This is a genomic window from Dictyobacter sp. Z7_2 (assembly GCF_057551105.1).
In genome coordinates this window covers 1,440,014-1,452,557 of sequence record NZ_BAAJPE010000002.1, presented here as the reverse complement: position 1 = coordinate 1,452,557, position 12,544 = coordinate 1,440,014, and the positions used below count along the sequence as shown (strand labels likewise).

The 12,544-nt window shown below is 50.8% G+C and carries 12 protein-coding genes; 4 read left to right on the top strand and 8 right to left on the bottom strand.

All coding sequences use genetic code 11. The features are described 5' to 3' along the window. The first annotated feature begins 10 nt into the window (after window positions 1-10). Together AC27N8_RS19450 and AC27N8_RS19445 are read left to right on the top strand one after the other, a co-directional pair. On the top strand, window positions 11-1,858 hold the full coding sequence (locus AC27N8_RS19450) for a glutamate mutase L (protein ID WP_487069056.1): 1,848 nt from the start codon (window positions 11-13) through the stop codon (window positions 1,856-1,858). Window positions 1,859-1,892: 34 nt separating this feature from the next. Then, window positions 1,893-2,870, top strand: a complete 978-nt coding sequence (locus AC27N8_RS19445) for a hypothetical protein (RefSeq protein ID WP_487069054.1) — start codon at window positions 1,893-1,895, stop codon at window positions 2,868-2,870. Between the two features lie 141 nt (window positions 2,871-3,011). On the opposite strand, the gene gpmI is transcribed toward AC27N8_RS19445, so the two are convergent. After that, the gene (gpmI, locus tag AC27N8_RS19440; RefSeq protein ID WP_487069052.1) at window positions 3,012-4,598 is read right to left on the bottom strand and encodes a 2,3-bisphosphoglycerate-independent phosphoglycerate mutase; all 1,587 of its coding nucleotides are present in this window, start codon (window positions 4,596-4,598) and stop codon (window positions 3,012-3,014) included. Window positions 4,599-4,807: 209 nt separating this feature from the next. Between gpmI and AC27N8_RS19435 the strand changes: the two genes are divergently transcribed. Together AC27N8_RS19435 and AC27N8_RS19430 are read left to right on the top strand one after the other, a co-directional pair. Continuing rightward, window positions 4,808-5,056, top strand: coding sequence for a hypothetical protein (locus AC27N8_RS19435; protein WP_487069051.1), 249 nt, complete (start codon window positions 4,808-4,810; stop codon window positions 5,054-5,056). 206 nt (window positions 5,057-5,262) lie between these two features. Next, complete coding sequence (locus AC27N8_RS19430; protein WP_487069050.1) at window positions 5,263-6,294, top strand: hypothetical protein; 1,032 nt, start codon at window positions 5,263-5,265, stop codon at window positions 6,292-6,294. 119 nt (window positions 6,295-6,413) lie between these two features. Here the strand turns inward: AC27N8_RS19430 and AC27N8_RS19425 are convergent, their stop codons facing one another. The 7 genes from AC27N8_RS19425 to atpE form a co-directional block, all read right to left on the bottom strand. Continuing rightward, a complete protein-coding gene (locus AC27N8_RS19425; RefSeq protein ID WP_487069049.1) occupies window positions 6,414-6,848 on the bottom strand; it encodes a F0F1 ATP synthase subunit epsilon in 435 nt (144 codons plus the stop codon). Window positions 6,849-6,851: 3 nt separating this feature from the next. Continuing rightward, window positions 6,852-8,267, bottom strand: coding sequence for a F0F1 ATP synthase subunit beta (gene atpD / locus AC27N8_RS19420; protein WP_487069048.1), 1,416 nt, complete (start codon window positions 8,265-8,267; stop codon window positions 6,852-6,854). Window positions 8,268-8,322: 55 nt separating this feature from the next. Further along, on the bottom strand, window positions 8,323-9,225 hold the full coding sequence (atpG, locus tag AC27N8_RS19415) for an ATP synthase F1 subunit gamma (protein ID WP_487069047.1): 903 nt from the start codon (window positions 9,223-9,225) through the stop codon (window positions 8,323-8,325). Window positions 9,226-9,236: 11 nt separating this feature from the next. Then, window positions 9,237-10,784: a F0F1 ATP synthase subunit alpha gene (gene atpA / locus AC27N8_RS19410; RefSeq protein ID WP_487069046.1), complete on the bottom strand. Its 1,548-nt coding sequence runs from the start codon at window positions 10,782-10,784 to the stop codon at window positions 9,237-9,239. Window positions 10,785-10,971: 187 nt separating this feature from the next. Next, window positions 10,972-11,571: an ATP synthase F1 subunit delta gene (atpH, locus tag AC27N8_RS19405; protein ID WP_487069045.1), complete on the bottom strand. Its 600-nt coding sequence runs from the start codon at window positions 11,569-11,571 to the stop codon at window positions 10,972-10,974. Further along, window positions 11,571-12,134 (bottom strand): F0F1 ATP synthase subunit B, encoded by a 564-nt coding sequence (gene atpF / locus AC27N8_RS19400; RefSeq protein WP_487069044.1) that lies wholly within the window; start codon window positions 12,132-12,134, stop codon window positions 11,571-11,573. The genes atpH and atpF overlap by 1 nt, the downstream gene beginning before the upstream one ends. A 154-nt stretch (window positions 12,135-12,288) precedes the next feature. After that, the gene (gene atpE / locus AC27N8_RS19395; RefSeq protein ID WP_487069043.1) at window positions 12,289-12,507 is read right to left on the bottom strand and encodes an ATP synthase F0 subunit C; all 219 of its coding nucleotides are present in this window, start codon (window positions 12,505-12,507) and stop codon (window positions 12,289-12,291) included. Between the last annotated feature and the right edge of the window lie 37 nt (window positions 12,508-12,544).

The window sequence follows — 12,544 nt, the reverse complement described above, 5'->3', positions numbered from 1 at the left end:
GATGCCGTACATGTATACACAATCCTATCCAGAGAGTGGACAGGGACCAGCGCCAAAGCAGAGTCCGGCGACCCCCGCCTCTCTTCTCGTTGCGGATTGCGGGGCCGTTTTTACCAAGGTTTCCCTGTTTGGTATGGTTGAGGGCCAGTATCGTTTGATGGCGCGTGGGGAAGCACCATCGACGTTACAGGCTCCTCATGAGGACCTTACCGATGGCATTATTGCCGCGATTAATATTATCGAGTTTGTCACAGGACGCAGTTTTGTGGCGGATAAGCAAATTATTTCACCTGAACGATCAGATGGGGATGGCGTCGATATTTTTGTGGCGACAATGAGCGTTGGTGATCCATTGCGGGTAGCTGTCATGGGCGCAGTCAGCCAGGAGTTAGGGGATTTATCCTCGCAAGCCATGTCTGGCCTGTATGCTCAGATGCAGACTATCCCTTCCCCTTCGTATGTGGCGGCGACGGCCCCCGCCGGGGCGCCAGGTGGTTGGACACAGGATCGTGTGGCGGCAGAGTGGGATCGTCAACTGGAGGTTTTACGTGAGCTACAGCCTCAGGCAGCAGTGATTGTCGGCGCTGCCAATGGCCCGGCTGGACCTTCCCCATTGCAAGAGGCGTGTCAACTGCTTGTCAATGCAAGTCAGGAAAAGTCCAAAAATGGGAATATCTCCGCCGATGAGCAGAAGCGTGGCTATGCTGTGATCTATGCCGGAGCACCTCAATATGTTGAGGCCGTACGCCGTATGCTACAAAATGTAGCTGAGGTGACACGCGTCGATAATTTGACGGATGCGCATCAGTTGGGGGTGATTAGTGCCGCGATTGGATCTTTGCATGAGCGCGAATGTCTGCAAGCGGCTCCTGGATACGAGCGGATTAGCCAATGGTCGCGTTCAGAGCCAGTGGCATCTGCTACCTCATTGAGTAGCCTGGTCCGTTTTCTGGCTCAGCACTATGCGATGAATGTCACGGCTATCGATGTCGGTGGTGGGACAACAACGGTGATGCTGGCTGGAGAGCAAGGCGAATTTATCCCGATGGTGAGTACAGGCATCGGGGTTGGGGCGAATATTGGCGACGTGTTGCAGATTGTTGGCCTGGAACGCATACGACGCTGGTTGCCTTTTGATATCTCTGAAGACGAAGTGCGGCAGTTTACACTGCACCATATGCTTCATCCTCAGACGTTGCCTACGGAAACACATACATTAGCTCTCATGCAGGCCTTTGCGCGCGAGGCGATTATGATCACGCTCGAAGCAGCCAGAAAAAACAGCCATTTAGAGTTGCCAGATACGGATCTTATCCTTGGGACAGGGGGGGTCCTTGCTCATGCTCCAAAGTATGGGCAGGTAGCAATGATGTTATTAGATGCTTTGCAGCCACGTGGTGTGACTTCTCTGGTGGTGGACAACACGATGTTGATCTCACAATTGGGGGCGGTCGCGACCGTTGCTCCTGTCATGGCTGTCCAGGTAAATGAGAATGATGCCGTCTCTCATCGTATTGGAACGTGTGTGATCCCGTTCGGGAATGTCCAGCAAGGCCAGTTGGCTGTGCGGGTGGGTGTAGAATATAGTAATGGCAGACAATTGAGCATTGATGTAATGGGTGGCACGATTGAGGTGATTCCATTGCAAGTCAATGAACAGGCTCTGCTGACATTATTCCCAGCTCCAACGGTCGATGTTGGGCTTGGACCCGGTGAACGTGCACGTGCTGCTGAAGAGATCGATGGTGGTCTCGTCGGATTGATCATTGATGCTCGTGGTCGCCCGTTAGTATTGCCTACTGATGATACTGAGCGTAAAGCGCGACTACTGCAATGGTCACAGGCATTGGGGGCGTAATTGGGCAGATAAATACCATTGGGAGGTTCCTGCCATGACCTATCCAGCAGGGTGGGCCGTTATACCCCGACTTATTGTGAGAAAAGAACGTTGGCCTGGTGGATACCAGGTGAGAGGTGCTCCGCTCGTATATCGTGGTCAGGAGGTTGTTCCTGATCAGCCGGTGCTTCGTATCGAACCCCAGTACCCTACTGAGCAGCAGAAACGTGATGCTTTTGCCGCACTTTCTGCTGCTGCCGTCTATGCGCTTCCTGCTCAAACTCAAAATATCCCGGCTGGCTTGCATGGGCGTGTGGTTGATCTGACAGCACGCGGCGGAGTGATCATTGAGAGCCATGCAGCGCTTGTGCAAGGAGTATTGGGCTCCGGTAATCAAGTAGCTGGGGTTCTGACGATGTGGAGTGCTCCCGACGTTTATAACTCACAACCTATTCCTCCAGGTGCTATCCTGGTTGTACCAGGACCACTTACCTTTGCCTTGTTGCATCAAGCACTCAATTCAGGTGTGGTTGGTGTAGTTGCCAGTAGCATTGCTCTACGCGATCTGGAAGGTTTTCTTCAGACTGATTATCTCCAATTATTACGTCTTAATGAGCTTGAACCTGCTCAAAGTCAGCTACCTCCTCTGACCTTGTTACTCACAGAGGGCGTTGGCGCGGCAACCATGCCAGCTCATGTGCTGAGTCTCCTTAATCAGTATCAAGGATCAATTGCGCTGCTGTCCGGCATACGGTCTCTGACACGGAAGCTCTATCCCGAGTTGATTATCTCTGTGCCACTGGCCGAAGTAGAGAAGGATTGGCAAGCAGTTCAACCTGATACTACCCTGTTCCAGGGAGCTCAGGTACGCGTCAGTGGAGGCAATTTTAACGGCACTCTAGGAAGAATTGACTATTTTTTTTCTTATGAGCAAGCTTTCGCTTCAGGCTTGCATACACGTGCTGTGCGCTTACTGTTAGATGATGGGTCCTACTTAGTTGTGCCGGCCACGATGATAGAGAGAATCAAATAGCCACAGAGAAAGCATGAAATAGCTCTATAAAGAGTGTTGCTGCATGAGTTTATCCACATATATAGAGAGTTATCCACACTTTATCATTCAATGTGTGGATAACTCTCTATATAATTTAATGATAGGTTAAATTATGTTAAGCTACGGTAAAATGAGCGAATGTCCCAACATATCCTTTGGTTGTGGAATATGCATGACTTGCAGGATGGTTGGTGAGACATCGGCCAGAATGCCGTCGCTACGCAGTTTGGCCTGAGCAAATTGTGGGGAGATAAAGTAGAGTGGTACGGGGAAAGTTGTATGTGCCGTAAACGGTTTACCTGTACTGTAATCGATGAGCTGCTCGGCATTGCCATGGTCGGCTGTGATAATCAGGCTGCCGTGTGCGGCTAATGTGGCTTCCACGATGCGTCCGACGCTTTTATCGACGGTTTCGACAGCCTTGATAGCTGCTTCAATGACACCCGTATGTCCAACCATATCTGCATTGGCATAATTCATGATTACCAGGTCGTATTTACCACTAAGTATCTGCTCGACTGCCGCATCCGTGATACCCGCAGCGCTCATCTCGGGCATTAAATCATAGGTGGGAACTTTTTGCGATGGAATCAGGATACGATCTTCGCCTTTGAATGGAACTTCACGTCGTCCATTAATGAAGAAGGTGACATGGGCATATTTCTCTGTCTCAGCGGTGTGAAATTGTGTCATGCCATACTCAGAGATTACACGAGCCAGCGGCCTTTCGACCTCATCGGCGCGATAAGCTACCTCAGCATCCAGACCTTCTTCGTACTGCGTCATCATGACATACGTCAGATCTTGCAGACGTGGTCCACGTGGAAATTTCTCCTCCGCTTGAGGAGGAAGCTCTTCCATCACGAAGGCTTTGGTAAGTTGACGTGCACGATCAGGACGGAAGTTATAGTGAATCATGGCATCTCCCGCCTGCACTGTCGCAACCGGGTGGCCTTCTTCCATAATGACGGTTGGTAAGATAAATTCGTCGGTAACCTTTTCATCGTAGGCTTGCTGGATAGCAGCGAGCGCTGACGTGGCTTGTTTCTGGCCTTCGCCACGCGTCATGGCGAAATAGGTTGCTCCGGTGCGCTCCCAACGGTTATCGCGGTCCATTGCATAGTAGCGTCCAGTGATAGTAGCTACCTTCGCCGGATGCTCGCTATTGATCTCGTTGGCACGTTGTTCCAGACGTTGCAAGAATTCGATGCCTCCCGTAGGAGATGTGTCTCGGCCATCGGTAAAGGCATGGATGTAAACACGCTCGACATCATGCATCTGTGCCAGGCGTAGCAGGGCCTCCAGGTGCGTTTCGTGAGCATGGACGCCACCATTGCCAAGTAAGCCGCAGATGTGTAGCTGAGATTGATTTTTTTTAACGTGCTCAATTGCTTTCAGGAAGGCCGGGTTCTGAAAAAAGCTGCCATCCTGAATAGATTCACTCACGCGAGTATAATCCTGTAAAATACGTTTGCCTGCGCCGATATTCTGGTGACCAACCTCTGAATTTCCCATCTGCCCATCAGGCAATCCGACGGCTGCTCCAGAGGTTTTAACCGCTGTATGAGGCCATTCGTGTGTGATTTTATCAATATTTGGCGTATGTGCCAGGGCGATTGCATTGCCATCTTTGCGAGGATTTACTCCCCAGCCATCCATAATGATCAGGACAAAAGGGTGTTTCCGCCCGGAGGATGTTGTGCTCATGCTAATTCCTATTTACTCCACAATGATGTACGTTCAAACCGGTGGTTTTCATGATCATTGTAGCATGTGCACGCAGGGAAGCATAGCCAAAGGGATTTCGCTGCTGCTGAGTATCTATTCGTTCGTTTGTCTCGTGTCCCTGAGTATAGTCGATAAAATGAATTTATATCCCGTCTGGGATAGATGTAGATATGTGAGGCACGAAGAAGATGACAAATTTACTGAGCGTGTACATCGTTATTTTAGTTGTACTCTTTATTATCGTTATGGTTGTGATCGGGGTGGCGATTAGCCGATCAAATAAATCCGGAGGGAGTGTTTCTAAGGTTACTCCTCCCATTCCTGATATTTCCCAGCGTAATGAGCACACAAGAGCTGATCAGGGTAGCTCGGAGGGGATTGCACGGCCTGATCCAGATGAAGAAATGAAATCAACAGTAAATCGCTCCGAGCCGTGAGTATATCAGATCTTTTAACGCAGCGAGCTAACAACAATTGGTTTTTGCAGGGCTCTCTGCGTTATATATAAAGGAAATACTTACATCCTCAGGACAGTTTTCACGTATAGGTTATATGGGGATAATTTGTACGACGATGTTGAGTGCTCTTTGATATCTGGCTCATCTCCAGGTATCAAGTTTGTTGATAAGGGGAGAAATTCTTTATGGGAAAGACATCTATCAGGCGTTTTTCACTGCGTGGATGTGTGGCTTTATTAGCGGCCCTCTGCATGGTTGTTTTTGCAACCACTGCGGCTTTTGCGAATACCGTTAATATTTATGATAATGGGAATGTTTTAAACAGATCAAGTGTGCAACAGGCGGCTTCAGCGTTATCCAAGCCTGTTGACATCTACTCTGTAACGTCGAGCCTTTCGAATTCTGCCTTTGATCAGATGGCCAAGCAGAGTATTAAGTCTTCTAACCTGATTGTGATTGCCTTCAGTTCGAGCCATGTTTCGGTCGTTGGTGGGTCCAGCGTAGGCTTGTCGAACAGCCAATATCAGGATGCAGTCAATGCATTTACCAATCAAATGAGCAATGGCAATAAGGATTATACGGGCGCTACTATCGCAGCTTTAAACTCATTAAAGGGGTCTCTCTCCGGTGGTGGTCTCCTGCCAGGCGTGGGTGGCGGCGGCAGTAGCATCTTTAGCAACGCGTTCTGCTGCATTGGTCTGCTTGTGCTGTTGATCATTGCTGTCTTTGCCTTTACGCGCATACGGCGCAGGCGTAGTATGGGGATGAACCAGGGTTTCAATCAGTCATATGGGCCTGGTAATTATCCGCCCAATTATCAAAATCAATATTACCAGGATCCTAATATGCAAGGCGGTCGCAGAGGTATGAATCCGTGGGCAGCAGGAGGTATTGGTGCTGCTCTGGGTGGTTTGTTTGGCTATGGATTAGGCCGGGAAAGTGATCGCGATAATCGAGGCGGCGATTATGGTAATGGAGGGGGTGGCTTCGGTGGTGGCGACGGTGGCTTCGGCGGTGGAGCCAGTGGAAACTTTGGCAATGGCGATAATAATGGAGGCGGTGGCGGCGATGGTGGATTTGGCGGCGGAGCCGGCGGAGACTTTGGTGGTGGAGGTGGCGGATTTGGTGGAGACTCCGGTGGAGGTGGATTTGGCGGTGGCGGAGATGCTGGTGGTGGAGGTGGCGGATTTGGTGGCGGAGCCGGCGGCAATTTCTAGCCGTTGATACTCTAAAGCAGAATGAAATAAGATACGGCGCGGGTAACTGATTGTCACCCGCGCCGTATCTTATTCAGGATATCGTACATATTCGTAGCTTCTTGCGTCGAAGCCGAAGATTAATGACGGCGCCTGCCGTGTCGGCGGGCCAACTCAACTGCCTTCAGGCGGAAGAGGGCTCGTCCCAGAGAGGCTTCTAATTCAGCACGTTGGGCACGTGTCTGGGCTTCTTGTAGTCCAGTCTGTGCTTTACGACGTGCCTCCTCAGCGCGTGCCTCATCAATCTCTTCAGCGTTTTCTGCTGTATCCGCTAGAATGATGACGCGATCGTGTGACACTTCAAGGAAACCTCCAGAGATGAAGAGGATATCAACTTCTCCGTTCAGCTTGATTTGGAGTGGTCCCGCGCCCAGGAGGGCCAGCAGAGGGGCATGCTCCGGCAGGATGCCGAGTTGCCCGTCTGACCCTGGGACGTCCACGATATCGGCCTCACCATTGAACAGATCACGTTCAGCGGTTACAACCTCGACATGCAGTGTATTGCGTGTCGCCATTGCTTAACCCTTCTTCTGTTCGGCTTCGTAAGCGGCAATGACGTCTTCGATTGCACCCTTTGACAGGAAGTGTGACTCAGGAATGTAGTCGACTTCACCATTGAGGATAGCTTTGAAGCTGCGAATCGTATCTTGCAATTTCACATATTTACCTGGCAGGCCGGTGAAGACCTCGGCAACAGTGAAAGGCTGTCCACAGAAGCGTTCCAACTTACGAGCACGAGATACAACCAGCTTGTCGTCGTCGGACAACTCATCAACACCAAGGATGTTGATAATGTCCTGCAACTCTTTGTAGCGCTGAAGCACACTCTGCACACCGCGGGCGGTGTTGTAATGCTCGTCGCCGACAACCTGTGGATCAAGGATACGACTGGTGGAAGTCAGGGGATCTACCGCCGGGTAGATACCTTTCTGCGTAATGGAACGCTCCAACAAGATCGTTGAGTCCAGGTGAGCAAAGGTTGTAGCTGGCGCTGGATCGGTGTAGTCGTCAGCGGGCACATAGACGGCCTGCATCGAAGTGATCGAACCATCTTTGGTAGAGGTAATGCGCTCTTGCAGTTCGCCCATTTCCTCGGCCAGGTTTGGCTGATAACCTACGGCGGATGGCATACGTCCGAGTAGTGCTGATACTTCTGCCCCAGCCTGTGTGAAACGGAAGATGTTATCGATGAAAAGCAGAACGTCTTTGTGCTCTTCGTCGCGGAAGTACTCAGCGATGGCCAGACCGCTCAGTGCAACACGCAGGCGAGAACCAGGAGGTTCGTTCATCTGACCAAAGACCATTGCGAGACGGTCGATAACATTGGCGCCCTGCATTTCATGGTACAGGTCATTGCCTTCGCGGGTGCGCTCACCCACGCCAGCAAAGACGCTATAGCCACCATGGCCCTTTGCAATGTTATTGATCAGTTCCTGAATAATAACTGTCTTACCGACTCCTGCTCCTCCGAACGTACCAATCTTACCACCCTTCATGAAAGGGCAGATCAGATCAATTACTTTAATGCCGGTCTCGAAGACCTCAACATTAGCAGACTGATCTTCCAGGCTTGGAGCGTGGCGATGAATAGGATAGCGAGGAGAATCCTCGACTTCAGGTTTGTTATCAATAGCGCGACCAAGCACGTTAAAGATACGACCGAGAGTCTTGGGGCCGACTGGAACGCTAATTGCGGCACCTGTATCGAAGGCATCCGTTCCGCGCTGTAAGCCATCTGTAGGACCCATAGCGACGCAGCGGACCCAGTTATTGCCAAGGTGTTGCTCGACCTCAAGAGAGAGGTCTTGATCAAGACCGTGGGGGCGTGTCAGTACCTGATTATAAATCTCAGGTAGTTGGTCTGGGGGAAACTCGACGTCTACGACCGCCCCCAGTACCTGCACGACTTTTCCCTTCGTGAGTGTTTGTGTCATGTACTTCTCCATTGCAGGGGTGATTCTGCCTGACCCCATGCATGTTTATTGCTGTCTAAAGTGCTTCGGCACCTGCTACCACTTCAAGGATCTGCGTTGTGATAGCCGCCTGACGGACTTTGTTATACGTCAACGTGAGGTCTTGTACCAGATCATTGGCGTTGTCGGTCGCGTTTTTCATCGAGACCATTTGAGCGGAGTACTGGCTGGCGATCGCTTCAAGCAGAGCCTGGTAGATCTGCACGTCCACATAGCGTGGAAGCAACGCTTTGAAGAGCTCTTGCTCATTTGGCTCATAGATGTATTCAGCCTCTGCGCCTGCCGTCTCTTTTTCCTCGGCCTCGGGTGGACGTACGGGAAGCAGTTGCAGCGTGACCGGTGTTTGAGTGCCCGTATTAACGAATTTGGCATAGATCAAGAATACAACGTCAACTTCCCCATTCAGGAAAGCATCCATCGCAACCTGTGCGATCGCAGAAGCGTCGCCCATGCCTGGATGATCTCCATAATCGGTGAATTCAGCGATCATATGCTGCTCTGTGCGCAGAATAAAATCGCGTCCTTTTTTACCGACGGCAACGAAATCAACTCCAGGTTTTTGACCACGATCGGCCAGTCGAGCGCTTTCGTCCAGGGCAGTGTGACTGGCTTGACGATTGATGTTTGAGGGTAGGGCACCACAAAGTCCACGATCAGGAGAAATCAGCACGATGCCGATGTTTTTCACTGGACGTTGCTTTAGTAATGCCAGATCCTCACCCAGATCATCATTGTTAGCTGCTGCTGTCGCCAGGCGGGAGACGAGGTCGCGAATCTGCTCGGCGAAAGGGCGAGCTTGTTCTACTCGCTCTTGAGACCGACGCATCTTGCTACTCGCCACCATTTGCATAGCTTTGGTGATCTTCGCCGTATTTTTTACTGATCGTATGCGCTGCCGAATCTCTCGGATCGATGGCATCTATCTGCCTCCTAGCGCTTTTCTTCTCCGCTTGGTGCGGAAGTTTTCTGATAATCGTCGATAGCAGCACCAAGTTTCTGCAACAGATCTGGACCCATCTTCTTGCCGCCGGTGACGGAAGTGCCAATAATCTCATTGACGAGATCCTGGTAGTTCGCATCCATAAAGCGATAGAAGCCAGTCTCCCAGGCACTGACCAGGTTCAGTGGTACTTCGTCGAGGTAGCCATTGGTCACCGCGTAGATGATCATGATCTGGCGCTCTACCGAAACTGGCTGATACTGTGGCTGCTTGAGAATCTCTAAGGTGTGACGGCCGCGCTCGATACGGGATTTGGTAGCTTTATCCAGATCTGAAGCGAACTGCGAGAAGGCTTCCAACTCGGCGAACTGCGCGAGGTCCAGACGCATGGTACCTACGACCTGACTCATACCTTTGGTCTGAGCGCTACTACCTACGCGGGATACCGAGATACCGGTATTCAATGCAGGGCGCTGACCAGAGTTGAAGAGGTCGGTTTCCAGGAAGATCTGACCATCGGTGATGGAGATCAGATTGGTTGGAATGTAGGCCGAGACGTCGTTTGCGCGGGTCTCAATCACAGGCAATGCGGTCAATGAACCACCGCCGTAGTCTTTGTTCAAGCGGGCTGCACGTTCCAGCAAGCGAGAGTGCAGATAGAACACGTCACCAGGATATGCTTCGCGTCCAGGAGGGCGGCGAATGATCAGTGAAATGTTACGATACGCCTCAGCGTGCTTGGTCAGATCATCATAAACGATCAGAGCTTCGCGACCGGACTCCATAAACTCTTCACCGATAGCACATCCTGCATAGGGAGCAATGTACTTCAAAGGTGCAGGATCAGAGGCACCGGATGCAACAATAATCGTGTACTCCATCGCGCCATGCTCTTCCAGAATCGCGTGTGTGCGAGCGATAGAAGAATTTTTCTGACCAATGGCGACATAGATACAGATCAGGTCTTTGCCTTTTTGATTGATAATGGTATCGATAGCGATTGCCGTCTTACCAGTCTGGCGGTCTCCAATGATCAACTCGCGCTGACCACGACCGATCGGAATCATGCTGTCGATAGCTTTGATGCCGGTCTGTACTGGCTGGCTCACCGACTGACGTGTGATAACGCCAGGGGCGACACGCTCAATCGGGCGGAAACTATCGGTATTGATGGGGCCACGGTCGTCGAGTGGTTGTCCCAGAGGATCAACAACACGACCCAGTAGCGCATCGCCAACCGGGACGCTAATGATACGTCCAGTCGTACGAACTTCATCATCTTCACGGATTTGTGTATAATCACCCAGGATCGGGCAACTGACCGCTTCCTCTTCGAGGTTGAAGGCCATGCCAAAGAGTCCTGTACGGGGAAATTCTACCAATTCAAGATACTGTACATCTTGCAGGCCGTAGATACGGGCGACACCGTCTTGTACCGCAATAACGGTACCCACGCTCGCGGTCGAGGTGGTCTCAGTGCCAAAGCCTGCGATGTTTTTCTCTATGATGGCACTGATTTCATCAGCCCAAGATGCCATCGCGTTCCTCCTAGTGTTTTACCTGGTGGCTAGTTACTTTTTAAGATTGTTTTATGTTGTGTACTTTGACCTTTCTCAACCGAGAAAGATGGATCAGGTGGACGTGTGATACGAGGTTATCTGTACCTTCTCTCGATCCGTCACAACAGAACCTGGAATCGAGAAAATAGTCAGTCGGATGTGAGCATTAAGCGGTAGCCACTGGCTGGTTAAAATCTTCAGAACTATCAAAATCCTCATCGGTAGCGCTGATGCCCGCAAGCAATTGCTGCTGCAACACGTGCAGGCGATTGCGGACACTGCTGTCGATGATTTGATCTCCTACCCTGGCTATGATACCGCCCAAAATACTCGGATCTATATGAGTCTCTAGTTTGATACTTTTGCCGGTTCGCTGCTCAAGCGCCTGCTTGATAACCGCTCCTTGAGCACTATCGATCGGTGTAGCCGTCGTGACTTCTGCGATGGCCTGATTGCGATACTCAAGTACGAGACGCTCGAACTCGATCGCCAGGTTAGGCATAATCTCGACCAGACCACGTTGGACGATCAACAATGCAAGATTGAGCGATGTTGGTAGCACTTTGTCAGCTAGATTTTCACGTAATGCTGCTTCTTTGCGCTGGACAGGAACTTTAGGCTCACGTAGCAAATAGGACAATGTGCGATGAGCAAAGACCTGTGCAATGCCCTGTACGTCGTCAAGACTGCGATCAAGCGTATTCTGCTTTTGCGCAATCTCGAAGATCGCTCCCGCATAGCGACGTGCAATCGCTCCTTTAAGCATTAGTTATTCCTCACGGGGTCATTAGCCGTGACAAACTCTTCGACCAGGCGACGGTTGTCGTTGCTATCAACTGACCGGTTGATAACTTTGCTGGCGGCTTCAATGGAAAGATTGACCACCTCGCGGCTTAACTCCAGGCGAGCACGATTGGACTCTTGCTGAATGCGAGCGACCTGCTGCTGACTGTATTTTTCGGCTTTGTCACGAGCCTCATCCTGAATCTGTTGAGCGATCTGCTCGGCGTTCTGTGATGCTCGCTCGATAACTTCCTGAGCCTGACGCTTGGCATCCAGAATGATGCGCTCGGCGTTGCTCTGTGCTTCGGCTAGATCGCGCTTGGCCTTCTCAGCGTTTTCGACCCCTTCGCGGATAATTTCTTGTCGTTTTGCAAGCGTGCGCTGAAAAATCGGCAAGACAAATTTCCAGAGGACGATAAAGACGATGAAAAAGCTGATTAACTGTGATATAAAGGCACCGGCGTTAATACCGAGTGCACCTATACCTCCAGCTGATTCAGCGCTGGCAGTAGCTATTGAAGCAAAGGTGAATGTATTAAGATACACGATAGCGCTTCCTTTCGTCACCAGTAAATACTGCGCATGCAACATGGAGACGTGGCATCTTCTGCTTCTCTCCTTATTCGTTCACAGATGAGAGAAGAAGAAGGAACAGTCTAGACGCACTACGTCTCCACATTACGATGCAAACAGTAATTACCTAGATGAATTTAATCAGCAGAGCGACTACCAGAGCGTAAATAGCGATAGCTTCAGTGAACGCAATAGCCAGAATCATGTTGGTTTGAATAACAGGAGCGGCTTCTGGGTTGCGACCAATCGATTCCATTGCTTTAGCAGCGAGGAGACCAATACCAATACCAGGGCCGACGGCGCCAAGACCGATGGCGATTCCGGCTGCTAAATTTGTCAAATCCATGATAAAAATCCTCCTTAAGGACGAATGCTTGTTATGT